The following is a 276-nucleotide window of genomic DNA, read 5'->3' as shown; positions in this document are numbered from 1 at the left end:
CACTTTAAAAGCTTCCTGCATTGAAGGCTTAGGTTTAAAAGGAGACTTTACTTTTCGTAGCCATTTATTTTCAGCTTTGTTATAAACTTCTTGATTATAAATAATTGTGTTTTTTTCACTTTCCCATGACTTAACAGCCATTAAATCTGGCAAAATATTGTGCTTTTGAATAAATTCACTGGTAAATTTACGCGATTTAAGTACCTCAAGCGCCATTTGTGTTTTATCAATCCCGCCACCTGAACCTAAGTTAACCCCAGCTAAACTTGCTAGGCC

Annotated in this window: 1 protein-coding gene; it reads right to left on the bottom strand. The window is 35.1% G+C overall.

The annotated features are described in order from the left end of the window. Positions 1-276, bottom strand: a 276-nt coding sequence (locus SB751_RS30145) for a hypothetical protein (protein ID WP_410749039.1), incomplete at both ends; no start/stop codon positions are given.

The organism is Cupriavidus sp. SIMBA_020, from assembly GCF_046535395.1.
GTDB lineage: Bacteria > Pseudomonadota > Gammaproteobacteria > Burkholderiales > Burkholderiaceae > Cupriavidus > Cupriavidus campinensis.
Note: the sequence above shows the minus strand (reverse complement) of the source record. Positions and strands in the feature narration are given on the sequence as shown.